This is a genomic window from Marichromatium bheemlicum, from assembly GCF_012276755.1.
GTDB classification, from domain to species: domain Bacteria; phylum Pseudomonadota; class Gammaproteobacteria; order Chromatiales; family Chromatiaceae; genus Marichromatium; species Marichromatium bheemlicum.
The window spans coordinates 53,274-77,487 of the sequence record NZ_JAAXKX010000005.1 but is presented as its reverse complement, the minus strand read 5'-3'; the positions used below and the strand labels follow the sequence as shown (position 1 = coordinate 77,487).

Here is a 24,214-nt window from a genome sequence, read left to right as displayed (position 1 = left end):
CCCGGACACACCGGGAGAGGCGGCGACACTCAGCGCGGCAGGTCCGAGCAGCCCATCAGCCACTCGTCGACGGCGCGGGCGCACTGTCGACCCTCGCGGATCGCCCACACCACCAGCGACTGGCCGCGACGCATGTCGCCGGCGGCGAACACACCGTCGACACTGGTGCGGTAAGCCTCGGGCCCCTCGGTGGTGCCCTTGACGTTACCGCGGGCATCGAGTTCGAGCCCGGCCGCGTCGCGCAGCTCGGCGAGCATGCCCTCGTGCACCGGGTGGACGAAGCCCATCGCCAGCAGCACCAGGTCGGCCTTGAGTTCGCCCTCGGTGCCGGGCACGTCGTGCATCTGCCAGCGACCGTCGGCATCACGCTCCCAGCGCACCAGGTTGTAGCGCACCCCGGTCACCTGACCGTTGGCGTCGCCGACGAAGCCCTTGGTGGCGACGTTCCACATCCGCTCGCAACCCTCTTCCTGGGAGGAGGAGGTGCGCATGCGGTTGGGCCAGTTGGGCCAGGTCAGGGACTTGTCCTCGCACTCCGGCGGACGATCGAGGATCTCGACCTGGGTGACCGACTTGGCGCCGTGACGGTTGGAGGTGCCGATACAGTCAGAACCGGTGTCACCACCACCGATCACCACCACGTGCTTGCCCTCGGCGCTGATGAAGTCGTCGTCGGGGACGTGGGAGCCCTGCACCCGCTTGCTGTTGCGGGCGAGGAAGTCCATGGCGAAGTGGATACCGGCGAAGCTGCGCCCGGGGACGTCGAGGTCGCGCGGCTTCTCCGAGCCGCCGGCCAGCACCACCGCGTCGTATTGCTCGCGCAACTCGGCCACCGAGATGTCGACACCGATGTGGGCGTTGGTGTGGAACTCCACGCCCTCGGTACGCATCTGCGCCATGCGCCGGTCGATCAGGCGCTTGTCGAGCTTGAAGTCGGGGATACCGTAGCGCAGCAGGCCGCCGATGCGGTCCTGCTTCTCGTAGAGCGAGACCTTGTGACCGGCACGGGCGAGCTGCTGCGCGGCGGCCAGACCGGCCGGTCCGGAGCCGACCACGGCGACCCGCTTGCCGGTGCGCCGCTCGGGCACCTGGGGCTTGATCCACCCCTCCTCCCAGGCCTTGTCGACGATCGCACACTCGATGGTCTTGATCGCCACCGGGGTGTCCTGGAGGTTGAGCGTGCACGCGGCCTCGCAGGGTGCGGGACAGATCCGACCGGTGAACTCGGGGAAGTTGTTGGTCGAGTGCAGCACCTCGATCGCCGCCTGCCAGTCACCCCGGTACACCAGATCGTTCCAGTCCGGGATGATGTTGTTGACCGGGCACCCTTGGTGACAGAAGGGGATACCACAGTCCATGCAGCGCGCACCCTGCTCGCGGACCTCGGTCTCGGTCAGCGGGATGACGAACTCGTTGTAGTGGACGACACGATCGCCGGCCGGCTCGTAGCGCCGGTCGCGACGGTCGAATTCCATGAAACCGGTCGGCTTACCCATGGTCGACGATCCCCTTGAGCTGCTTGTTCGACTGCGGCGGACGGCTCTGGCTAGCGCGCATGCGCTCCAGTGCCTGACGGTAGTCCACCGGCATCACCTTGACGAACTTCGGCAGCCAGACCGCCCAGTCGTCGAGGATGCGCTGTGCCACCGCAGAGTTGGTGTAGTGCAGGTGTTTCTCGATCAGCTGCTTGAGACGTAACGCGTCGTGACACGTCATGTCGCGGCTGAGGTCCACCCGTCCATGGGTCTCGAGGTCGCCACCCTGGTGGTCGCGAGCCTCGAGTGCGTCGTCCTCGGCGGTGATCGGCTCGAGTTCGACCATCGCCAGGTTGCAACGATCGGCGAAGCTGCCGTCCTCATCGAGCACGTAGGCGACACCGCCGGACATGCCCGCGGCGAAGTTGCGCCCGGTCGGACCGAGCACCACGGTGACACCACCGGTCATGTACTCGCAGCCGTGATCGCCCACGCCCTCGACCACCGCCACGGCGCCGGAGTTGCGCACGCAGAAGCGCTCGCCGGCGACACCGCGGAAGAAGCACTCGCCGTTGATCGCACCGTAGAGCACGGTGTTGCCGACGATGATGTTCTCCTCGGCCTTGCCGATGGCCGACTCGGCCGGCGGGTAGATGACGATGCGTCCACCCGAGAGCCCCTTGCCGACGTAGTCGTTGCCCTCCCCCTCGAGTTCCACGGTGATGCCGTGGGCGACCCAGGCGCCGAAGGACTGGCCAGCGGTTCCCTTGGCCTTGATGTGGATGGTGCCGTCGGGCAACCCGGCGTGACCATAGCGCTCGGCGACGCGGCCTGAGAGCATGGCGCCGAAGGAACGGTTGAAGTTCTTCACCGGGGTCTCGATGCGCACCGGCTCGCCGCGCTCGAGCGCGGGTGCGGCCTGGGCGATCAAGGTGTTGTCGAGCGCCTGGTCGAGCCCGTGGTCCTGGCGCTCGGTGTTGTAGATCGCGACCTCCGGACCGACCTCGGGCTTGGCCAGCAGGCGCGAGAAGTCGAGCCCCTGTGCCTTCCAGTGATCGATGGCGCGACGCATCTCGAGACGATCGGAGCGACCGATCATCTCGTCGATGGTGCGGAAGCCGAGCTGGGCCATCAGCTGACGCACTTCCTCGGCGACGAAGAAGAAGTAGCGGATGACGTGCTCGGGCTTGCCGGTGAAGCGCTTGCGCAGCTCCGGATCCTGGGTGGCGACACCGACCGGGCAGGTGTTGAGGTGACACTTGCGCATCATCAGACAGCCCTCGACGATCAGCGGCGCGGTGGCAAAGCCGAACTCGTCGGCACCGAGCAACGCGCCGACGACCACGTCGCGACCGGTGCGCATGCCGCCGTCGACCTGCACCGAGATACGCCCGCGCAGGCGGTTGAGGACCAGCGTCTGGTGGGTCTCGGCGAGGCCGATCTCCCAGGGCGAGCCGGCGTGCTTGATCGAGGTCAGCGGGCTGGCGCCGGTACCGCCGTCATAGCCGGAGACGGTGACATGATCGGCATGGGCCTTGGACACGCCCGCGGCCACGGTACCGACACCGACCTCGGAGACCAGCTTGACCGAGATGCGCGCCTTGGGGTTGACGTTCTTCAGGTCGTGGATCAGCTGGGCGAGATCCTCGATCGAGTAGATGTCGTGGTGCGGCGGCGGCGAGATCAGGCCGACACCCGGGGTCGAGTGGCGCACCCGCGCGATCTGCGCGTTGACCTTGTGACCGGGCAGCTGACCACCCTCGCCGGGCTTGGCGCCCTGGGCGATCTTGATCTGGATGTCGTCGGCGTTGACCAGGTACTCGGTGGTGACACCGAAACGCCCCGAGGCGACCTGCTTGATCGCCGAGCGCTCGGGGTTGGTCGAGCCATCGGGCAGCGGGTTGAAGCGCTCGGGTTCCTCGCCACCCTCACCGGTATTCGACTTGCCGCCGATGGCATTCATCGCCTTGGCCAGGGTCGAGTGCGCCTCATAGCTGATCGAGCCGAAGGACATGGCGCCGGTGACGAAGCGCTTGACGATCTCCTTGGCCGGCTCGACCTCGTCGAGCGGCACCGGGGTCTCGGCGAACTTGAAGTCCATCAACCCACGGAAGGTGAGCAACCGCTCGCTCTGCTCGTCGATCAGGCGCGAGAACTCGGCGAAGGTGTTGGCATCATTGGCGCGGGTGGCGTGCTGCAGCTTGGCGATGCTGTCCGGGGTCCAGATGTGCTCCTCGCCACGCAGCCGGAAGGCGTAGTCGCCGCCAACATCGAGGTGCTTGCGATAGATCTGCTCGTCGCCGAAGGCCTGGGCGTGCCAGCGCACCGCCTCCTCGGCGACTTCGGCCAGCCCCACGCCCTCGACCGTGGTCGGGGTGCCGGTGAAGTAGGCCTCGACGAAACCGCTGTTGAGCCCGACGGCATCGAAGATCTGTGCACCGCAATAGGACTGGAAGGTGGAGATGCCCATCTTCGACATCACCTTCTTCAGCCCCTTGCCGACGGCCTTGATGTAGCGCGACTGCGCCTCCTCGAAGCTCGGCGCGTCAGTCTGCCCGGCGAGCATCGACTCGATGGTGTCGAAGGCCAGATAGGGGTTGATCGCCTCGGCGCCGTAACCGGCGAGGGTGGCGAAGTGGTGCACCTCGAGCGCCGCTCCGGTCTCGACCACCAGACCGGAGCTGGTGCGCAGCCCGCGACGGATCAGGTGGTGATGCACCGCCGAGGTCGCCAACAACGCCGGGATGGCGATGTAGTCACGATTGATGTTGCGGTCGGAGAGGATAAGGATGTTGTAGCCGGCGAGCACCGCATCCTCGGCCTCCTTGCACAACCGCTCGAGCGCGCTGTCCATACCCGCAGCGCCCTCGCCCGAGGCATAGACCATGTGCAGGGTGGTGGTGCGGAAGGCGCCGCCGCAGTTATCCTCAATGTGACGCACCCGCTCCAGGTCCTGGTTGGTCAGCACCGGTTGGTTGACCTCCAGGCGCCAGTGCTTGCCCATCTCGGTGAGACCGAGCAGGTTGGGGCGCGGACCGATCAGCGACACCAGCGACATCACCAGCTCCTCGCGGATCGGGTCGATCGGCGGGTTGGTGACCTGGGCAAAGTTCTGCTTGAAGTAGGTCGAGAGGTGCTTGGGACGGCTCGACAGCACCGAGGGCGGGTTGTCCGCGCCCATCGAGCCGATCGCCTCCTGACCACTGGTGACCATCGGCGCAAGCAGGAACTTGAGGTCCTCCTGGGTGTAGCCGAAGGCCTGTTGGGCGTCGAGCAGGGTGGCCGCGTCGGGGGCCATCGGGGCGACGTCGGTGGGCAGCTCGTCGAGGTGGATCTGGGTCTTACCCAGCCACTCGCCGTAGGGCTGCGCGCCGGCCAGCTCGGCCTTGATCTCGGCATCGTCGATGATGCGCCCCTGCTCGAGATCGATCAGGAACATCTTGCCCGGCTGCAACCGCCATTTCTTGACGATGCGCTCCTCGGCGATGTCGAGCACGCCCATCTCCGAGCCCATGATCACCATGTCGTCGTTGGTGACCAGGTAGCGCGCCGGACGCAGGCCGTTGCGGTCGAGGGTAGCGCCGATCTGGCGACCGTCGGTGAAGGCCACCGCCGCCGGACCGTCCCAGGGCTCCATCAGCGCCGCGTGGTACTCGTAGAAGGCGCGCCGCTCGGCGTCCATCTGCTTGTTACCCGACCACGCCTCGGGGATCAGGATCATCATCGCGTGGGCCAGCGAGTAGCCGCCCATCACCAGTAGCTCGAGAGCGTTGTCGAAGCAGGCCGAGTCGGACTGTCCCTCGGGGATCAGCGGCCAGATGCTGTCGAGGTCGTCGCCGAGGATCTCCGAGCGCATGGTGTGACGACGCGCGGCCATCCAGTTGACGTTGCCGCGCACGGTGTTGATCTCGCCGTTGTGGCAGATCATGCGGAACGGCTGCGCCAGGTCCCAGGTCGGGAAGGTATTGGTCGAGAAGCGCTGATGCACCAGGGCCAGGGCCGAGGCGAAACGCTCGTCGCCGAGATCGAGGTAGTACTTGCCGACCTGGTCGGCGAGCAACATGCCCTTGTAGTTGATGGTGCGCGAGGACAGCGAGACCACGTAGTAGGCGGTCTTGTCGAAGCCGGCGCTGCGGATCTCGTTGTCCATCCGCTTGCGGATGACGAACAACCGACGCTCGAAGGCATCCTGGTCGGGACAGTTGTCACCGCAGCCGACGAACACCTGACGGACCACCGGCTCGCTCGGTAGCACACTCTCACCGAGCGAGCTGTTGTCGACCGGGACATCACGCCAACCGAGCACGTGCTGACCACCCTCACGGAGATGACGGGTGACGGTCTCCTCCATGCGCGCGCGTGCAGCAGCGTCCTGGGGCAGGAACACCATACCGACACCATAGGCACCGACCGGCGGCAGCTCGAAATCGACCACGGCGCGGAAGAAGTCGTCGGGGATCTGCACCAGGATACCGGCACCGTCGCCGGCCTTGGGATCAGCGCCGACGGCACCACGATGAGTCAGTCGCTCGAGGATCTCGAGTCCCTGTTGAACGATCGCGTGACGCTTCTCGTTCTTGATGTTGCAGACGAAGCCGACGCCGCAGGCGTCGTGCTCATTGGCTGGGTCATAGAGACCCTGTGCAGGAGGCAAGGCACGAAGGCTCATCGCTGACCTCGTTGATACCTGGGGTAAATGATTCCGACTGTCGACGCGACCGCGGACGGGAAGGCCCTGGCATCGAGCACCAGGGCGCGTACCAACCGCTGTACGGGTGGCGCCACAATCCTGTGTCCTGGATCCAGAGAGCAGGTCCGCTCGTTAACGAGTACGCTCGGCGCGCGATCTCCAGGGTGTCCGGAGCGCGTCGACACGGGCCGCCGGTGCCAGTGTTCGGCGAGCGGGGTTCGAGGCATGCGAACCCCAGCGACCAGGCCGGGTTGAAATCGCGAACCCCTAATAATAACCGCGAACCCCGCTACACGCTACTGTTGATCCCACCCCGGGGATCACGCCACGTGGGCGATGGGCGTGTCAGGGGCGTCGCGCCGAGAGGGTGGCCAGCAGCGGTTCGTCATCGATCGTATCGCTGATCACCGCCTCGCCAAGCGCGGTCAGCAACACCAAGCGTAGCCGCCCGTCGAGCACCTTCTTGTCGACGGCCATCAGTGCGCGGAAGCGCTCGGCATCGAGTTCGGCAGGCGGCTCGGTCGGCAGCCCGGCACAGACCACCAGCCGGCGCACCCGCTCGACATCGGCCTCGGCCAACCAGCCGAGGCGTGCCGAGAGGTCGGCGGCCATGCACATGCCGGCACCGACGGCCTCGCCATGGAGCCAGTTGCCATAGCCTGCGGCCGTCTCGATCGCGTGTCCGAAGGTATGGCCGAGATTGAGCAGGGCACGCTGCCCCGACTCGAGTTCGTCCTCGGCAACGAGCTGTGCCTTGATCTCGCAGGAGCGACGAATGGCGTGGGCGAGCGCTTCGCGATCACGCGAGAGCAGCTCGGCCATGTGCGACTCCAGCCAGTCGAGGAAGGCGCAATCGCGGATCAGGCCGTATTTGAGCACCTCGGCCAGACCGGCCGAGAGCTCGCGTTGGGGCAGGGTGTCGAGGGTCTCGGTGTCGGCGATCACCGCCAGCGGCTGATGGAAGGCGCCGATCATATTCTTGCCGGCGGGGTGGTTGATCCCGGTCTTGCCGCCGACCGAGGAGTCGACCTGGGAGAGCAGCGTGGTGGGCACCTGGATAAAGGCGACGCCGCGCTGGTAGCAGGCGGCGGCGAAACCGGCCATGTCACCGACCACCCCGCCACCGAGCGCCACCAGGGTGCAGTCGCGGGCGAAGCGGGCATCGAGCAGGGCATCGAAGATGCGGTTCCACACCTCCAGGGTCTTGTACTGCTCACCATCGGGCAGCACCACCTCGCGCACATCGAGGCCAGCGAGTGCCTCGTGCAGCGGGGCCAGATAGAGCGGAGCCACCGTCTCATTGGTGACGATCATCACCTGCCGGCCACGGATGTGGGGGCGGTAGAGCACGGGGTCATTGAGCAGTCCGGGACCGATGTGGATCGGGTAGCTTCTGTCCCCAAGATCGACTTCGAGGGTTCTGGTCATAAGGCAGCTCTCGGCGGGTTGGCTCACACCCCGGCGCCGGCTCGTCGTCCCCGCCACCGCAGGCGCCGGCGCGAGACACAGCGGGGCGGTGACGGGATGGCGTGAGGCGTCAGCGACCGGGGCCTCCCCGGTCCTGGGAACGGCTGGCGCGAGAGATGCGCGCGCACGGGTTGATGATCGGTCTCATTGGCATCTTAGCGGTCTGGCGCCGACTTGCAATCGTCTGCGCCTACCCTCCACCGCGGCAGCGGCTGTCACGACGGACATCCGAGACCGACGATTCGATAGGGTTCGACCCCAAGTATGGAGGAATCAGAGGACGCCGGTCGCACCCTCCTCGAGCCGCCGCACGATCTCCTTGACCACCGAGCCGGTGCCGCGCTTCTCGGTGGTCACCACCATGTCGGCGACCTGGCGGTAGAGCGGCTCACGCTCCTCCATCAGCTCGCGCAGCCGCTGCAGCGGCTCCTCGGTATCGAGCAGCGGGCGATTGCGGTCGCGAGCAGTCCGCGCGTGCTGCTGCTCGGCGCTGCAGTGGAGATAGATGACCACACCACGGGCGGCCAGGTCCTGACGGTTCTCGGGGTCGAGGACCACTCCCCCGCCAGTGGCCAGTACCATCCGCTCACCGGCGATCAGGTCGATGATGACCTGACGCTCGCGGGCACGGAAGCCCGACTCGCCCTCGAACTCGAAGATGGTGGGGATATCGACCCCGGTACGGCGCTGGATCTCCTGATCACTGTCCTTGAAGGTATAGGAGAGTGCCTCGGCGAGCTGCCGTCCGACGGTACTTTTTCCGGCCCCCATCGGGCCGACGATGAAGATGTTCTGTGCACGGATCATAACGAAAGATATGCCAGGTTGTCTGTACGACGCGGGCGGGTTCGCGTCCCCCTCTCGCATCGATTGGATGAGCGCGCAGCGCGAACCGACGGCGGACGACGGTGGATCACATGGCGAACCGGACGCACCAGCGGACAGCGCGCCAGCGCCTGCTCGAGCTGCAGAAACATAGGAACGAGGACCGCGGCGACAGCTCGGTGCGGGCGGTGACGACGACGGCTCGCCGTGCCCCGTCCCTGGCACGAGACCGGCACCCCGGGCAGACCTCGGATGACATGGAGGACCAACCAGCCGCCCTGGCGCGCACGCGCTCCCGGGCACGGCAGGACGGGCCGAGCGCCTCCATCAGCGGGGCGGGACAACGCCCAGCTCGCGCGACATTCTAGCCCCATGGGATAAGTTGCGTCCCGGATGCGCGAAAAAAACGCCCGCGCCCCCGGGAAAGATGGGGGATGTAGCGACCCCGGCAGAGGCGCCGTCAACGCCGCGCGAGATCGCCACGCAGGATCTTGGGGGTCACAAAGATCAGCAGCTCGTTGTTCTTGTCCTCGCGCAACTCCTGCTTGAACAGTCGCCCCACCACCGGGATGTCACCGAACCAAGGCACCTGCTCCTTGCTGAAGCCGCGGGTGCGCTCGTAGACACCACCGAGCACCACGGTCTCGCCGTTGTCGACCAGCACCGAGGTCTCCACCGAGCGGGTGTCGATGGCGATACCATCCGGGGTCTCGTTGGTGTAGTTGGGTGCGTCCTTGTTGACCATCAGGTCCATGATCACCCGATCGTCCGGGGTGATGTGCGGGGTGACGTCGAGTTGCAGCACCGCGTCCTTGAACTCGGTCTGGGTACCGTTCTGCGACACCGTCTGATAGGGGATCTGCTGACCGACCTTGATCGTCGCCTGGTGCTGATCGGAGGTGATCACCCGCGGGCTGGAGATGATCTCGCCACGCCCCTCCTGCTGCATCGCCGAGAGCTCGAGCTGGAGCAGATAGGAGCCGACCTTGCCGATCAGGAAGTTGACCGCGCCCGAGGGGTTGGGGGCGGCGAGGTCGACCATCAGGGTCTGGTGGTCGTCCTCGTCGATGATGCCCGAGTTGTAGGGCTGACCGGTCTCGACGTTGAGCCCGAATGGCCCCTTGTCGAAACCGCCGATCTCCAAGGTACCGGGCCGGTTGCCCGCAATCATCAGCTCATGATTGCCCGAGGCGCCCATCGAGGTCGACAGCCCAAAGCGCACGCCGAGGTCGCGGGCGAAGTTGCTCTCGGCGATCACCACCCGCGACTCGATCATCACCTGGCGCACCGGTACATCGAGCCGGGTGACGATGCTGCGGATGTCCTCGAGCCGCGCGGCGGTGTCCTGCACCAGCAGGGTGTTGGTGCGCTCGTCGACGGTGACGTTGCCGCGATCCTTGGTCAGCAGCTGGTTCTCCTCGCTCTTGAGCAAGCGCGCGAGATCAGCGGCCTTGGCGTAGTTGACCTGGATGAACTCCGAGCGCAGCGGTGCCAACTCCTCGATCTTCTGCATCGAGCGCATCTCCAGCTCTTCCTGGCTGGCCAGCTCCTCGGTCGGCGCAACCATGATGACGTTGCCGGTGCGACGCATCGACAGCCCCTTGGTCTTGAGGATGATGTCGAGCGCCTGATCCCAGGGCACATTCTTCAGGCGCAGGGTGATGTTGCCGGCGACGGTATCGCTGGCCACCAGGTTGAGGTCGGTGAAGTCGGCCAGCACCTGCAGCACCGCGCGCACCTCGATGTCCTGGAAATTCAGCGACAACCGCTCGCCCTCGTAGACGACCTTGCTGCGCAGCTGCTGCTCCTTCTCCGCCGGGGTCAACGGGCGGAAATCGAGGGTGAAGAGGTCGTCGGTCTGATAGGCCATGTAGTCGTAGTCGCTGCCGGTCTCCACCGCGACCTCGACATTGCGCCCGCGCGGGCGTGACTCGACGGCCACCACCGGGGTGGCGAAATCGACCACATCGAGCCGTCGGAACAAACGCCGCGGCAATGAGCTGTCGTGCAGCTCGACCAGCACCCGCTGCCCCTGCTCGCGCACCGTCACTCGGGTCGCAGCACTGGGCAGGCGGATCATCACCCGCCCCTCACCGTCGCCACCACGCCTGAAGTCGATGTCACGCACCGCCCCGCCACTGGCCACCATCGGGCGTGGCGCCGGGCGTGAAACGGTCTGCGGGGCAGCCGGTGGCGGCGTCCGGGTCGTGGCGCTGAGCGGTTGTGGATCGACGGCTCCGGACTGGGTCTCGATGGTGATCCGCACCCGGTTGCCCTCGCTACTGACCTGATAGGGCACCGGATCGCTGAGATTGACCACCACCCGGGTGCGATTGCTCGCCTCCACCGCCACCAGGCTGTGCACGGCGCCGACACCGATCGGCAGCGAGCGCTCGCTGAGTTCGTTGGTCACCCCGGGGAAATCGAGCGCGATACGCGCCGGGGCATCGGTGGCGAAGGCCTCCGGCGGGTTCACCGGCGCCGAGAGTTCGAGCTGGATCTCGACCCGGTTGCCGGGCTGGGCAGCGAACTGTACGTCGCGCAGCGCCGCCCCCAGCGCCGAGCCAGTCCACCCGACCAGCAGCAAGACGAGAAGACACAGCGCCACGACCGGCCGGCACACGCCAAGCGCCAGCGGCCACCCGGGGCGTGTGTCGGATTGAGTTGGTGCGTTCATGCCGGCTCCCCTCCAAGGATCATTCGGAAAGCTCCAGGGCCGCGCTGCGTTCGCGCCACTGTCCCGGGGCGTCGGAGACGACCTCGATGAGTTCGATCGCGTCGTCGCCGATACTGACGATCTGTCCGTTGTTCAGTCCCATATAGTTACCCACCCGGACCCGGTGCAGGATGCCATCCTGACTCCGCACCAGCCCCCAGCGGGCCGCATCCTGCTCCAGCGTACCGACCATACGCAGGGCGTCGAGGGCATAGCTCTCGAGCACCTCCTTGCGACGATTGGGGTCGGGCGCCAGCTGATTGTCCATCTCGTCGCTGGTCAGCGGATCGAGCCCGGCGTCGGGCACGAAGGGGTCACGCCGCTCAGCAGGCTCGAACACGAAGCTGTCGATCGGCTGGATCTCGGGCAACGGCTCGACCGGACGGGGTGGACGCGACTTGACCTCACCGACATAACGTTCGAGATCGGACATCCCACCACCACAGCCACCCAGCAACAGCAGCATGGCACCAGGGAGCGCAATACGCCTCCAGCTCATTGCACGGCCCCCTCGTCGAGATAGCGATAGGTCTTGACGGTGGCGTCGAGCGAGAGCTTCTGGCGCGGTTCGCCGCGCCGACGCTCGACGCCGCCGGGCTGCTCGATCTCGATGTCATGGATGGTGACGATCCGCGGCAACGCCGCCAACCCACTGATGAAACGCCCGAAATCATGATAGCTGCCGTTGACGCGGATACGGATCGGCAACTCGGCATAGAAGTCGCGTTTGTTCTCGGCCTCGGGCTCGAAACGCTCGAACTCCAGCCCATTGGCCAGCCCGGTCTGGGAGACGTCGATCAGCAACGAGGCGACCTCGGTCTTGTTCGGCAATTGGCGCAACATGGCCCCGAACGACTCCTCCATCTCGGCGAGCTGCTGACGATAACCGGCGAGATTGGCGGCCTTGCGCTGCTTGGCCTCGAAGTCGGAACGCAGCTGCTGCTCCTGGCGCTCGGCGGTCTCGAGCAGCAGCCGCTGGTTCTTGATATCGAAGTAATAGGCCGCGGCGCCGACCAGCAGACAACCAAGGGCGATCACCACCGCCTTGGCCGGCAGCGGCCAGTCACCGATGGTACTGAGGTCGAGTTCGTTGAGTTGATTCAGATCCATGGCGATCTCCGCCGTTGGCCGACGGGCACTTGGCCCCGAGGGGTCGGCTGGAGACTCATGCCGGCTGCTCCTCGTCGTCCGCCGCCGGGCGGACCTGATCGAAGGAGAGTCGGAAGTGGCTCAATCCAGTGCCGGTCTTGTCCTTGTTCTCGATCAGCATCAGCCGCGGATTCCCGATCCAGGCCGATGCCTCGATATTGCGCATGAAGGCCGAGACCCGGGCATTGGACTGGGCCCGCCCCTCGACCACCACCGCGCGCCCCTTCTGCTCGAGCCGATTGAGATAGACCCCCTCGGGGATGGTCGCCACCAACTCCTCGAACAGGTGCACGATCTCGGGCCGACTCTGCTGCAGGTTCTGGATGACCTCCATGCGCGCGAGCAGATCGGCCTTGGTCTCCTCGAGCGCATCGATCTCACGGATCTTGCGCCTGAGCTGAGCGATCTCCTGCTGCAACAGCTGGTTGCGACTCTCCTGGTGGGCGATACGCGCGTCGTAGTGCAGATGCACCAGTACCGCCAGTACCAGGGTCGCACCGAGCGCCGCGCCGGCGGCGATCGCCAATTCCTTCTTACGTCGCTGCCGCGCCTCCTCGCGCCAGGGCAGCAGGTTGATCCGTGGCATCTTAGTCCACTCCCCGTAGGGCCAGACCGAGCGCGAGCATCATCCCCGGGGCCTCGCGCATCAACGCCTGGGCGTCGAGCGTCGGCGCCAGGACCATGCGCGCGAAGGGGTTGGCTATGGTGGTCGGGATGCGCAGGCGCTCGCCGACGAGCTGATCGAGCCGTGGCAACGAGGCCGCGCCACCGGAGATCACCAGCCGATCGACCTTGCTGTAGCTGGTCCCCGAATAGAAGAACTGCAGCGCCCGGCCGATCTGCTGTGCCAACGCCTCCTTGAAGGGGGCGAGCACGTCCATGTCGTAGCCCTCGGCGACGTCGCCGTCGAGGATCTTCTGCGCCGCCTGTTCACGCGAGAAGCCGTAGCGTCGTTGCACCTCGTCGCGCAGCTGCTGCCCCCCGAAATTCTGCTCGCGGGTGTAGACGATACGCCCCTCGTGGAGCACGTGCAGGGTGGTGGTGGCGCTGCCGACATCGGCCAGGGCGACGGTCGCCCCCCCGCCCTCGTCAAGCAACAGGGCGCAGGCGTTCTCCATGGCATAGGCCTCGACATCGACGATCGCCGGCACCAGCCCGGCGGTCTCGAGGGCATTGACCCGGTCATCGACGTTCTCCGTGCGCGAGGCGGCGAGCAGCACCTCGACCATCCCCGGATCGCTCTGCGCGGGGCCGATGACCTCGAAGTCGAGATTGACCTCCTCGAGCGGATAGGGAATGTACTGGTCGGCCTCGAGTGCGATCTGGCTCTCCAGCTCGGCGTCATCGAGCCCCGCCGGCATCATGATCGTCTTGGTGATCACCGCCGAGCCGGCCACCGCCACCGCCGCATGCTTGGTGTTGGTACCCGAGCGGCGTACCGCGCGGGCAATGGCCTCGCCCACCGCCTCGGATTCGACGATCTTCTTCTCGGCAACGGCATTAGCCGGCAACGGCTCGAGCGCACAGTGCTCGACCCGCAGGCCACTCGGCGCGTCGGCGTGACCGTGCGAGAGCTCGATGAGCTTCACCGAGGTTGAGCCGATATCGATACCGATCAGTGTACGGTTCTTGCGAATAAGGCCGAACATTCAGGGATCTCGTCAACGCCATCGGCCCCGATATGGGTAAACCGATTTCTACGATAATGGCCTTAAAGATATCAAAATTTTGCCCTTTCGGGAGCAATCATCCGCCCAGCAGCGATTGTGGCCGATCAATTAGGGGCTTAGCGCCGCCGCAACCGGAGCGGCGTCACGAATGGTGCCCTCGGCGCAACACTTCCGCCACCGGCAGCGGCCATGCTAGGGTCGACGCAGCCCGGGGCGGGATGCCCCGCTCCCGGTGATCGTCCACAACCCCGCCACCACGGGATCGGCGAACGAGCCAGAGAGGTTGAGCGATGACCGCACGAGCGCGTAGCGACGCCCTGCGCGCGCGGATGGCCTACGAGACCGCGCGCATCATGATCGAGCAGGGAGGATCCGACTTCGACCGGGCCAGACGCAAGGCCGCCACCCGCACCGGCATCCACAACCGTCGCCACTGGCCGGACAACGAGACCGTGCAGGCAGCGCTGCTGACCCAGCGCCGGCTGTTCCTGGGCGAGGCCGACGCCCAGCGACTGCAGCGGATGCGCGAGGCCGCCGCCGGGGCGATGCGCAACCTCGCCGACTTCTCACCACGGCTGGTCGGCGCGGCGCTGCAGGGCGTCGGCGATCCCAACCTCGGCATCGAGCTGCTGCTCTATGCCGAGCGCCCCGAGGACGTGCTCTTCCGTCTCCACGATCAGGGCATCCCCTGGGACGAGGGCGAACGCACCCTGCGCTACCCCGGCGGCACCCGCACCGCGCACCCCGCCTTCCGCTTCGTCGCCGGCGACCAACCCTTCGAGCTGATCGTGCTACCACCACAGGCGCGGCGCCAGCCGCCGCTCGACCCGGTCGACGAGCGCCCGCTGCGCGGTGCCGACCTCCCGGCCCTGGAGCAACTGCTCACCGCCCCCTGCACCTGAGGCGCCCGGCATCAGTGGCCGGGATAGGCATAGCGTCGCCAACGCACGCGGTAAGGACGTGACGGATCGACCCCGAGTTCGAGCAGCGCCCGCAATCGCCAACCGCCATCGCGCGCCCGCACCTCGACGCGGTAGCTCGGCCCACCGCGCAGCCTGGGATCGATCTCGCGCGCCGCTCGCAGTGCTTGCGCCTGCTCCAGCCCGATACCGTCAAGCGCGGCGAGCACCGCCGCCGGGGCGAAGGCGCGCGTAATCCCGCCAGCGTCACCCGTCACCCGCGTCAGCGGCGCCAGCGCCGCGACCAGCTCGGGCGTCATCCCCGGCAGCAGCGCCAGCTCGTCGACCAGCAGCAGGTCGCCATCACGGGCCCCGAAGGCGCGACCCAGGGCGCGGTAATCGACGTCCTCGGCGCCCCCCGCGCGGGTCAGGGCATCGCCATCGCGCCAGTCGACGATCACCGCCGCCAGCCGTCCGGCCCGCCCCGGCTCGACCCCGAGCACCCGCAACAGGTCGGTGAGCCGCGCCGGGTCGGCGCGGTTGAGATCGATCAGCCCGCCGAGATCCTGGATGCAGACCTCCAGCCGCTCGCTGCCGAAGGTCCAGGGATGGGGCGTGGCGTCGACCCGCCACAGCGGCCCGTCGAGCCGTCCCGGCGGCAGCGTCAGGCGCAGCGCCACCTCGGCGAGCGCGGCATCGGCGGCGGCGCGGAAGCGCGCGGCGGCGAGCGCGTTGTCGACCAGCGCCAGCTCGCTGCGCCCGGTAGCGGTCAACCCGGCGGCCATCACCGTCAGCAGCGCCAGCACCCAGAGCACCAACAGCAGCGCCACCCCGCGCTGACGCGGCGCGCTCATCGTGCCCCCTCATCGGCGAGCGCCACCACCAGCTCGGGCCAGTCGAGCGCCGGGGTGCGCAGCCGCATCCGCACCAATCGCGGCGGGCGCGGCTGCGCCAGCCAGTCGCGATGCCAGGCCGGACCCGACTCGCCCTCGCGGGTGCCGTAATAGGCCAGCTCGAAGCGCATCGGCCCCTCCAGCAGCAGGGTCCGGCCGAAGGCGCCCTCACCCAGGTCCAGCGCCTCGCCCGGCGCGCCGGGTGCGGGCGGTCCATCGGCCAACGCCACCCAGGGCAGCGTGCCGGACGCGCCGGCGAGCACCTCGGGGTGGAACAGCCAGTGGGTGAGCATCAGCGCCTCGCCGCGCGGACCCCGCTCGCGGGTCAGACGCAGCAGATGCAGACCGGGCAGGCCGACATGGGTCGACAAGGGCGCGACCCACTCCAGACGCTCGGCGTCGCCAGCGAACACCGGGTGCACGCCGTCCTCGGAAGTCAACGACAACGCCCGCCCCTGGCGCAGCGCGCGACCGACGAAGCCGTGCACCGCGCGCAGCTCAGCGAGCGCCTCGACACGCGCGTCAACCGTCTCCCAGGTGCGCGCGCCGAGGCGCAGCCCGGCGAACACCAGGGTCGCGATCAGCCCGAGCAGCGCCAGCGCCACCAACAGTTCGAGCAGGGTGAAGCCGCGCACGCGGCGGCGCGAGACCAGGCTCATGGCCGCGGCGCACCGAGACGCTGAGTGGGCAGTACCAGCCGACGCTCGCGCCCGGCCTCGTCCCAGCGCACCCGCGCCTCGACCCGGTAGGGCTGGGGATCGCCGGCGGCGAGCCCGGCGCGCGCCAGCGGGATCACCGCCAGGCTCCAGCGCATCCCCCCCGCCTCGCCGCCCTCGATCTCCCCGGGGACGAGGTCGACGGCGCCGCCGTCGACCAGCGCCAGGCGCGACTCGGCGAGGGCCGAGGCGCGTGCCAACATGGCCGCGCGCTGACTGGCGAGCGAGGCACGCGAGAAGATCTCCAACAGCACCCCGAGGGCAAGGGCGAGGATAGCGAAGGCGACCACCGCCTCGAGCAGCGAGAAACCGCGCTCGCGCGCCCGGCTCACGGCGCGCTCCAGGGGGCCATGCGCACCTGCCCGGTGAGCCAGTGCACCCCCACCTGATAACCACGCCCCTCGGCGCTCAGCACGATGCGCCCGCCGCTCGAACTACCGTCAGGGAAGAAGCGGATGGCACCGGCACGCGCACCGACCAGCTCGCCGCGGGCCGTCTCCAGACGCAGCGCCAGACGCCGCGGCAACTGCACCGGCGCCGCACCCGGCGGCTCCAGCCGGTGCGCGGCGGGGCGCACCAGCAGCGCCTCGGCGCGGGCCTCGCGGATCGCCCGCTCGCGGGTCAGGCGCAACGCCGCCACCGTGCGCCGCGCCGCGGCCTTGGCCTCGACCCCGGGCAGCGCGGCGGTGAAGGCGCCGGGGAGCGCGGCAAGCACCAGCCCGAGGATCGCCAGCACCACCAGGAGTTCGACCAGGGTGAAGCCGGGCGCGCGAGCGGCGCGCACGCGCTCAGTCCCAGCTGTGGAGGTCGGCGCCCTCGCCCTCGCCGCCCTCGCGGTTGTCGGCGCCGAAGGTCCACAGGTCGAAACCGCCGTGCTCGCCGGGGAAACGGTAGTGATAGGGGTTGCCCCAGGGGTCGGTGGGCACTCCCCCCTGGGTGAGGTAGGGGCCGTTCCAGCTGTCGAGACCGGCGGTGTTGCGCACCAGCGCCTCGAGCCCCTCACTGGTGCTCGGATAGCGCCCGACCTCGAGCCGATAGAGATCAAGGGTGGCGGCAAGGTTGTCGATCTGCAGCTTGGCGGTCTTGCTCTTGGAGCTGTCGAGGAACTTCATCACCTGAGGGCCGACCACGCCAGCGAGCAGCCCGAGGATGGCGAGCACCACCAGCAGTTCGATCAGGGTGAAGCCGTCAGTGTGCGAACGCTGAGAATCCATGGCAATGCCGATACGCGAATGAAGGGGAGGCCATTCTAGAGGGGCGGGGAAAGCACGGGCAAACGCCCGCGTCGACCTCACGCCACCAGGGCGTTGGCGCCGAGGATGGCACCGAGGATCGAGAGGATGATCCCGGCGACCACTACCCCGAGCCCAAGGATCAGCGCCGGTTCGAGCAACGCGAGCAGACGCTGCACCGCGGCGCGGGCCTCGCGATCGTAGATCGCCGCGACCTTCGCCAGCACCGACTCCAGCCCGCCCGACTCCTCGCCGACCCGGACCATCTGCAGCGCCAGCGGCGGCAGCGCCCGGTGGCGTGCCAACGGACCGGCCAGACCACGCCCGCGACGCAGCTCGTCGCCGGCGGCCTCGAGCCGTTCGGCGAGCGCGCGGTTGGTCACCACCTCGCGGGCCAAGTCGAGCGCGCCGGCCAGCGGCAGGCCATTGCCGAGCAGGGTGGCGAGGGTGTGACAGAGCCGCGCCGTCTCCAGCCGCCACAGCAGCGTACCGGCCAGCGGCAGTCCGAGCAGGCGACGGTCGAACCGCACCCGCCGCGCCGGATCCTCCAGCCAGCGTTCGAGCACCAGGGCGATCGGCGCGGGCAGACAGAGCAGCACCCACCAGTGGTCGCGCAGCAGCTCGCCGAGGCCGATGAGGATGCGGGTCGAGCGCGGCAGGGTTGCCCCCATGTCGGCGAACAGCCCGGCGAACTGCGGGACAACGAAGATCAGCAGCAGGGCCACCGTCAGGAGCGCCACCGCAACCAGGATCGCCGGGTAGACCAGCGCCGAGATCACCGCCTGGCGCAGCTCGGCGACGCGTTCGAGATAGTCGGCCAGGCTCCCCAGCACGCGATCGAGTGCACCGCCGGCCTCGCCGGCGCGCACCATGCTGACATAGAGCCTGGAGAACTGACCGTCCTGCTCGGCGAGCGCTGCCGAGAAGCTCGCGCCACCGCGCACCCGTTGTTGCAGGTCGCCGAGCACCCGGGTGGTCGGCCCCTCGGCGGCCAGTTCGATGAGGACCTGCAGCGCGCGGTCGAGGGCCATGCCCGACTCCAGCAGGGTGGCGAGCTGACGGGTCAGCGCGGTGACCTCGGCGCGCCCGAGCCGACGGCGGCGACGCGCGCGCAACCGCGCCCGCAGCCCGCCGGCCGGGCGCAGCTCCAGCACCAGCAGACCCTCGCGCTGCAGCTGCGCGCGCAGCGCCGCCAGGTCAGGTGCCTCGCGCTCGCCGTCGAGCGTCTCGCCGTCGATCCTGACCGCGCGGAACTGGAAGCGCGCCATCGCGCTCAGTCCTCGGCCACCCGCAGCACCTCCTCGATGCTGGTCAGCCCGGCGCGCGCCTTCGCCACCCCGTCCTCGAACAAGGTAGTCATGCCCTCGGCGCGGGCGATGCGACGGATCTCGGTGGCCCCGGCGTGATCGAGCACGGCGGCACGGATCGTCTCGGAGAGGCACAGCAGCTCACCGATCACCAGCCGGCCGTGATAGCCGGTGCCGCGACAGGCGTCGCAGCCGACGGCGCGATGGAGGTCGAGCGCGTCCGGCGCGAGGCCGAGCCGCGCGGCCAGCTCGGTGTCGGCGCGATAGCGCGCGCGACAGTGGGGACAGAGCCGGCGCACCAGCCGCTGGGCGAGGATGCCGTTGACGGTGGAGGTCAGCAGATAGTCCTCGATCCCCATCTCCAGCAGCCGGGTGGCGCCGCTGGCGGCATCGTTGGTGTGCAGGGTGGAGAGCACCAGATGGCCGGTCAACGCCGACTGCACCGCGATGCGCGCCGTCTCCAGGTCGCGCATCTCACCGACCATGATCACATCCGGGTCCTGACGCACGATCGCCCGCAGTGCACTGGCGAAGGTCATGCCGATGGCCGGGCGCACCGGGATCTGGTTGATCCCGGCGAGCTGGTACTCGACCGGGTCCTCGACGGTGATGATCTTGCGCGACTCGGTGTTGAGCCGCGCGAGCAGGGTGTAGAGGGTGGTGCTCTTGCCCGAGCCGGTCGGCCCGGTGACCAGGAGGATGCCGTAGGGGCGCTCGAGCACCCGATCGAGCCGCGCGCGCAGCGCACCGTCAAAGCCGAGGGCATCGAGGTCGAAGCGCACCCGCTCCTTGTCGAGCAGCCGGATCACCAGGCTCTCGCCGAACAGGGTCGGCACCGTGGAGACGCGCAGGTCGAGTTCACGCCCCTGCACCCGCAGCGGGATGCGACCGTCCTGCGGCAGACGGCGCTCGGCGATGTTGAGGCGCGCCATGATCTTGACCCGCGAGATCACCGCCGCGCTCGAACGTAGCGGTGGCGCCTCGACCGCCTGCAGCACGCCGTCGACGCGAAAGCGCACCCGCAGGTGGTCGGCGAAGGGCTCAAGATGGATGTCCGAAGCGCGCGCCTCGACGGCGCGCTGCAGCAGCAGGTTGACCATGCGGATCACCGGGGCCTCGCTGGCCAGATCCTTGAGCTGCTCGACGTCGGTGGCATCAATCTCGCCGCTCGCTTCCAGTGCCGAGGCTGGCTCCGAGGGGGCCTCGTAGAGCCGCTCGAAGGCCTGTTCGAGCACGCTCGCCCGCGCCACGGCCAGACGCACCGGGCCGGCGGCGGCGAGACGCACCGCCTGGACGACGAAGGGGTCGGCGGGGTTGGCGAGGGCGACCTCCAGCACGCCATCGCGCTCGGCCAGCGGTAGCACCCGGGCATCCTTGAGAAAGCGCGGGGTGAAGCGCTCCTCGGCCACCGGCGCCACCGGCAGGCGCTCGGGCTCGACCAGCTCGAGCCCGAGCTCGGCGGCCAGCGCCTCGGCGAGCGCGCGCTCGGCCACCAGCCCGAGACGCAACAGCATTGGCAGCAGCGCCTCGCCACCCTCCTCGGCCAGGCGCCTGGCGCGCGCCAGATCGGGCTCGGTGAGCCGGCCGGCGCGCGCCAGGCGCGTCAGCACCGCGGACTCGGCCGCGCTCAGCTCGGCGGCGGCGGACATGCGCGGGCGTCCTCCGGCGCGATCACCGGGCTCTGCCACTCCGGCAACAGCCCCTGCAGCAGCGCGCGGGCGGCGCGCTCGTCGCCCGCGGCGGCGCTGCGACACAGCGCGTCGAGGCGCCGCGGGTCGAGCGCGACCTCGGCGCCGCGCGCGGCGCGGATCTTCGGGTGCGCGGTCTCGACCAGGTCCTCGCCGTCGTAGAACAGCTCCTCGTAGAGCTTCTCGCCGGGGCGCAGGCCGACGTACTCGATGGCCACGTCGACCCCGGGTTCGCGCCCGGCGAGCCGGATCATCTGTTCGGCGAGATAGGCGATGCGGATCGGCTCGCCCATGTCGAGGACGAAGATCTCGCCGCCGGCGCCGATCGTCGCCGCCTGCATGATCAACTGGCAGGCCTCGGGGATGGTCATGAAGAAGCGTTCGATCTCGGGGTGGGTGACGGTGAGCGGACCACCCCGCTCGAGCTGGCGACGGAACAGCGGCACCACGCTGCCGGCCGAGCCGAGCACGTTGCCGAAGCGCACGGTGATGAAGCGACACCCCTCGACGCGGTCGAGGCGCTGGCACAGCCCCTCGGCCAGGCGCTTGGTCGCCCCCATCACGTTGGCCGGGTGCACCGCCTTGTCGGTGGAGATCAGCACGAAGCGCTCGCAGGCATGGGCGACGGCCGCCTCGGCCACCACCCGGGTGCCGCCGACGTTATTGCGCACCGCCACCCCGACCTGGTCCTCGAGCATCGGCACGTGCTTGTAGGCGGCGGCGTGGAAGACGATCGCCGGGCGCTCGACGGCGAACAGGGCATCGATCGCGGTGGCGTCGGTGACGTCGAGCAGGTGACGCGAGAAGGCGAGCCCGGGGTGGCGCTCACGCAACTCCAGCTCGATGCGGTAGAGGTTGTACTCACAGTTGTCGACCAGGATCAGCCGCTCGGGGACAGCGCCGGCGAGCTGGCGCACCAGCTCCGAGCCGATCGAACCGCCGGCACCGGTGATCAGGATCGCCCGCCCCGAGAGCCCGGCGCAGATCCCGTCCCAATCGAGCCGCACCGGGTCGCGACCGAGCAGATCCTCGATCGACACCGGGCGCAGCTGACCGATGCTGACCTCGCCACGCATCAGACTGGCCAGCTCGGGGACGGTGCGGAAGGCCACCCCGGCGCGCTCGCACAGCGCCACCAGCCGGCGCATCTGCCGCGCCCCGGCGCTCGGCACCGCCAGCAGCACCAGGGCGATGTCATGGTGCGCGGCCAACGCCGGCAACGCCGAGGTCGCCCCCAGTACCGGCACACCGTGGACCTCGCTGCCCTGGCGGCGCAGCTTGTCGTCGAGGAAGCCGATCGGGACATAGGCGCGGCGCGGGTCGCGCAGCATGTCGCGCACCAGCATCTCGCCGGCGCGCCCGGCACCGACGATCAGCACCCGCTGACCACCGGAGAGGTCGAGCTTGCGATCCTTGAGCCAGCGATAGAGCAACCGCGGCCCGGCCAGCAGCGCCAGCTGCAGGCCGAGATAGATCACTGGCACCGAGCGCGGCAGCGCCAGCGAGCGGTTGACGATGAAGAGCACCGCGATCACCAGCAACGAGCCGACCACCACCGCCTTGAGGATACGGATCAGGTCCGGCAGCGAGGCGAAGCGCCACACCCCGCGATAGAGCCCGAAGGCCCAATAGACGCTGCCCTGCACCAGCATCACCCAGGGCAGCGCCTGCAGCGCCCCGGCGAGGAACTCGGGGGGGATCTCGCCGAGGTTGAAGCGCAGCCAGTAGGCCAGCAGCCAGGCCGCGGGGATGGTGACGAGATCGTGGGCGAAGGCGGCGGTGCGCGAGCGCAGCCGGTCGAGCACCGGGTTCATGCGCGCGCCCCCGCAGCGGCGCGCTCGACCAGCCCGACCTTGAGGTGCACCAGCAGATAGATCGCGCACCAGGCACCGATCACCAGCCACTGATCGCGCGCCACCAGCCCCGGCGCGGCGACCGCGCAGGCGCTGGCGGCGGCCATCAGCAGCTGGGCGCGCAGCAGGGTGCGGCGGTGCGACCAGCCGGCGAGCACCAGGCGCTGGTAGTGGTGCGAGCGATGCGCCTGCCACACCCGCTCGCCGCGCGCGAGCCGTGCGAGCAGGGTCCAGGTGGCATCGACCACGAAGGGCGAGAAGGCGAGCAGCGCCACCCACAGCGGGAACAGCCCGAGCTGTGCCCCCCACAGCGCCAGGGCCGCCGCCAGCAGCCCCAGCGAGGCCGAGCCGACGTCACCGAGGAAGATCCGCGCCGGCGGGAAGTTGCCGCTGAGGAAACCGGCGCCGGCGCCGGCCACGCAACCGGCGACGGCGGCATAGCCCGGCTCGCCGCCGTTCCAGCCGAGCAGCGCCAGGGCGCCGAAGCCGAACAGGGTCATGCTCGCCGCCAGCCCGTCCATGCCGTCCATGAAGTTGTAGAGATTGGTCATCCACACCACCGCCAGCAGGGTCAGCGGCAGGCTCGCGACCAGCGGCAGCGCCCACGCCACCCCGGGCAGCTCGACCACGCCCCAGCGCAGCCCGGCGGCGATCAGCACCAGCGCGCCGAGCACCTGGGCGAGCAGCCGCCAGCGCGGCGCGACCTCGCCGAGGTCGTCGACGAAGGCGACCACCGCCACCGGCACCAGCGCCAGCGCGATCCAGCCGAGCGTGCCCGGCACCTGCCCCAGCACGGCGAGCGCGAGCAGCGGCAACGCCAGCCCCAGCAGCACCGCCAGGCCGCCGGTACGGGGCACCGGCGCGCTGTGCAGCGAGCGGGCGTTGGGGACGTCGAGCGCGCCGAACCGGGTACCGGCGCGCGCAGACAGCCAGCGCGTGGCGAGCGCGCTGAGGAGCGGGGCGACGAGCACCGCCGCGGCGAGGATCGAGGTCTGTGGGATCATCACGGGGTCGTTCGGGATCGGCGCCCGGCGCGCCGGGCGCGGTTAGGGTCGGGGGTTTAGCCGGCGCGCGCCAGCCCGGTCTCGACCTGGGTGCGCCGCTCGCTGCCCTGCAGCAGCTCGAGCAGTTCCAGGGCGAAGTCCATCGCGGTTCCGGGGCCACGGCCGGTGACCACGGTGCCGTCGATCACCACCGGGGCGTCGACCAGCTCGGCACGGGGGAAGTCGGCGGCATTGAGCGCGCCCGGATAGTGGGTGGCACGCCGCTCGTCGAGCAACCCGAGGCTGGCCAGCGCCTTGGGCGCGGCGCAGATCGCGGCGGTATAGGCGCCGGCGGCGTGGTGACGCTCGAGCAGGGCGCGTACCCGTGGGTCCTGGTCGAGATGATCGGCGCCGGGCAGGCCACCGGGCAGCACCACCATGTCGAACGACTCATCGGCAACCGCATCGAGGGTGGTGTCGGCCACCAGCACGGTACCGTGGCTGGCGGTGACCTCGCGGGCGCCGAGTGCGGCCGTCACCACCTCGACCTCACCGCGGCGCAGCAGATCGATGATGGTCACCGCCTCGAGCTCCTCGAGGCCTTCGGCGAGCGGGACGAGTACCCTGGGCATGGCTTGACTCCTGTGGGCT

At 69.0% G+C, this 24,214-nt stretch carries 20 protein-coding genes; 1 reads left to right on the top strand and 19 read right to left on the bottom strand.

What is annotated here, in order from left to right; all coding sequences use genetic code 11:
• Nucleotides 1-29: 29 nt before the first annotated feature.
• From HF203_RS05475 to HF203_RS05435, 9 genes are all read right to left on the bottom strand, one after another.
• On the bottom strand, nucleotides 30-1,496 hold the full coding sequence (locus tag HF203_RS05475; RefSeq protein WP_168667428.1) for a glutamate synthase subunit beta: 1,467 nt from the start codon (nucleotides 1,494-1,496) through the stop codon (nucleotides 30-32).
• A complete protein-coding gene (gene gltB, locus HF203_RS05470; protein ID WP_168667426.1) occupies nucleotides 1,489-6,144 on the bottom strand; it encodes a glutamate synthase large subunit in 4,656 nt (1,551 codons plus the stop codon). The genes HF203_RS05475 and gltB overlap by 8 nt, the downstream gene beginning before the upstream one ends.
• A gap of 366 nt (nucleotides 6,145-6,510) precedes the next feature.
• Nucleotides 6,511-7,593 (bottom strand): 3-dehydroquinate synthase, encoded by a 1,083-nt coding sequence (gene aroB / locus HF203_RS05465; RefSeq protein WP_168667424.1) that lies wholly within the window; start codon nucleotides 7,591-7,593, stop codon nucleotides 6,511-6,513.
• Nucleotides 7,594-7,905: 312 nt separating this feature from the next.
• The gene (gene aroK, locus HF203_RS05460; protein ID WP_168667422.1) at nucleotides 7,906-8,439 is read right to left on the bottom strand and encodes a shikimate kinase AroK; all 534 of its coding nucleotides are present in this window, start codon (nucleotides 8,437-8,439) and stop codon (nucleotides 7,906-7,908) included.
• 478 nt (nucleotides 8,440-8,917) lie between these two features.
• Nucleotides 8,918-11,134, bottom strand: a complete 2,217-nt coding sequence (locus HF203_RS05455; RefSeq protein WP_168667420.1) for a type IV pilus secretin PilQ — start codon at nucleotides 11,132-11,134, stop codon at nucleotides 8,918-8,920.
• Nucleotides 11,135-11,153: 19 nt separating this feature from the next.
• Nucleotides 11,154-11,672 (bottom strand): pilus assembly protein PilP, encoded by a 519-nt coding sequence (locus HF203_RS05450; protein WP_168667418.1) that lies wholly within the window; start codon nucleotides 11,670-11,672, stop codon nucleotides 11,154-11,156.
• Entirely contained in the window at nucleotides 11,669-12,283 is a 615-nt protein-coding gene (locus tag HF203_RS05445) for a type IV pilus inner membrane component PilO (protein ID WP_168667416.1), read from the bottom strand. Before HF203_RS05445 ends, HF203_RS05450 begins: the two co-directional genes overlap by 4 nt.
• Before the next feature lie 55 nt (nucleotides 12,284-12,338).
• A complete protein-coding gene (locus HF203_RS05440; RefSeq protein ID WP_168667414.1) occupies nucleotides 12,339-12,908 on the bottom strand; it encodes a PilN domain-containing protein in 570 nt (189 codons plus the stop codon).
• 1 nt (nucleotide 12,909) lies between these two features.
• On the bottom strand, nucleotides 12,910-13,971 hold the full coding sequence (locus HF203_RS05435; RefSeq protein ID WP_168667412.1) for a pilus assembly protein PilM: 1,062 nt from the start codon (nucleotides 13,969-13,971) through the stop codon (nucleotides 12,910-12,912).
• 311 nt (nucleotides 13,972-14,282) lie between these two features.
• Here HF203_RS05435 and HF203_RS05430 point away from each other — a divergent pair, with 311 nt between their 5' ends.
• Nucleotides 14,283-14,894 (top strand): hypothetical protein, encoded by a 612-nt coding sequence (locus HF203_RS05430; RefSeq protein ID WP_168667410.1) that lies wholly within the window; start codon nucleotides 14,283-14,285, stop codon nucleotides 14,892-14,894.
• A gap of 11 nt (nucleotides 14,895-14,905) precedes the next feature.
• On the opposite strand, the gene HF203_RS05425 is transcribed toward HF203_RS05430, so the two are convergent.
• The 10 genes from HF203_RS05425 to HF203_RS05380 form a co-directional block, all read right to left on the bottom strand.
• Nucleotides 14,906-15,745 carry a type II secretion system minor pseudopilin gene (locus HF203_RS05425; protein ID WP_168667408.1) on the bottom strand — a complete coding sequence of 280 codons (840 nt, stop codon included), beginning with the start codon at nucleotides 15,743-15,745 and terminating at the stop codon, nucleotides 14,906-14,908.
• Nucleotides 15,742-16,443: a prepilin-type N-terminal cleavage/methylation domain-containing protein gene (locus tag HF203_RS05420; protein WP_168667406.1), complete on the bottom strand. Its 702-nt coding sequence runs from the start codon at nucleotides 16,441-16,443 to the stop codon at nucleotides 15,742-15,744. The genes HF203_RS05425 and HF203_RS05420 overlap by 4 nt, the downstream gene beginning before the upstream one ends.
• A complete protein-coding gene (locus HF203_RS05415; protein ID WP_168667404.1) occupies nucleotides 16,440-16,832 on the bottom strand; it encodes a prepilin-type N-terminal cleavage/methylation domain-containing protein in 393 nt (130 codons plus the stop codon). Before HF203_RS05415 ends, HF203_RS05420 begins: the two co-directional genes overlap by 4 nt.
• Nucleotides 16,829-17,284 carry a GspH/FimT family pseudopilin gene (locus HF203_RS05410; protein WP_168667402.1) on the bottom strand — a complete coding sequence of 152 codons (456 nt, stop codon included), beginning with the start codon at nucleotides 17,282-17,284 and terminating at the stop codon, nucleotides 16,829-16,831. Before HF203_RS05410 ends, HF203_RS05415 begins: the two co-directional genes overlap by 4 nt.
• Before the next feature lie 4 nt (nucleotides 17,285-17,288).
• A complete protein-coding gene (gene gspG / locus HF203_RS05405; RefSeq protein WP_168667400.1) occupies nucleotides 17,289-17,714 on the bottom strand; it encodes a type II secretion system major pseudopilin GspG in 426 nt (141 codons plus the stop codon).
• 77 nt (nucleotides 17,715-17,791) lie between these two features.
• Complete coding sequence (locus HF203_RS05400; protein WP_168667398.1) at nucleotides 17,792-19,000, bottom strand: type II secretion system F family protein; 1,209 nt, start codon at nucleotides 18,998-19,000, stop codon at nucleotides 17,792-17,794.
• Nucleotides 19,001-19,005: 5 nt separating this feature from the next.
• On the bottom strand, nucleotides 19,006-20,688 hold the full coding sequence (gspE, locus tag HF203_RS05395) for a type II secretion system ATPase GspE (protein ID WP_168667396.1): 1,683 nt from the start codon (nucleotides 20,686-20,688) through the stop codon (nucleotides 19,006-19,008).
• On the bottom strand, nucleotides 20,667-22,541 hold the full coding sequence (locus HF203_RS05390; RefSeq protein WP_168667394.1) for a polysaccharide biosynthesis protein: 1,875 nt from the start codon (nucleotides 22,539-22,541) through the stop codon (nucleotides 20,667-20,669). Before HF203_RS05390 ends, gspE begins: the two co-directional genes overlap by 22 nt.
• The gene (locus HF203_RS05385) at nucleotides 22,538-23,584 is read right to left on the bottom strand and encodes an MraY family glycosyltransferase (RefSeq protein WP_168667392.1); all 1,047 of its coding nucleotides are present in this window, start codon (nucleotides 23,582-23,584) and stop codon (nucleotides 22,538-22,540) included. Before HF203_RS05385 ends, HF203_RS05390 begins: the two co-directional genes overlap by 4 nt.
• 56 nt (nucleotides 23,585-23,640) lie before the next feature.
• Complete coding sequence (locus HF203_RS05380; RefSeq protein WP_168667390.1) at nucleotides 23,641-24,195, bottom strand: DJ-1 family glyoxalase III; 555 nt, start codon at nucleotides 24,193-24,195, stop codon at nucleotides 23,641-23,643.
• Nucleotides 24,196-24,214: the final 19 nt, after the last annotated feature.